The sequence below is a fragment of the Vibrio marinisediminis genome (genome assembly GCF_014050145.1).
Lineage (GTDB): Bacteria > Pseudomonadota > Gammaproteobacteria > Enterobacterales > Vibrionaceae > Vibrio > Vibrio marinisediminis.
The window spans coordinates 1-253 of sequence record NZ_JACFYF010000309.1 but is presented as its reverse complement, the minus strand read 5'-3'; the positions used below and the strand labels follow the sequence as shown (position 1 = coordinate 253).

The 253-nt window shown below is 34.8% G+C and carries 1 protein-coding gene; it reads left to right on the top strand.

Translation table 11 applies throughout. From position 1 onward, the window contains the following. The coding region (locus tag H2O73_RS24200) for a DUF4270 family protein (RefSeq protein ID WP_182110827.1) at positions 1-253 on the top strand (253 nt) is incomplete at both ends.

Here is a 253-nt window from a genome sequence, read left to right as displayed (position 1 = left end):
GTTTTACCAAACGGATATAACCCAGACTTCGGAACGAATGCAGCTATAGACTCTGTAATGCTTATCATTCCTTATCACTCTAAAAAAGAATTCGACGCTTCAGGGGAAAGCGAATATAAAATAGACTCCTTATTTGGAGATGTACCAATTAAATTAGAGGTTTTTAAAAACAACTATGTCTTAAGAGACCTAAATCCGGAAAACATTGAAGAGTTTCAAAAATACTACTCCAACGGAAACGGAATTACTTTTG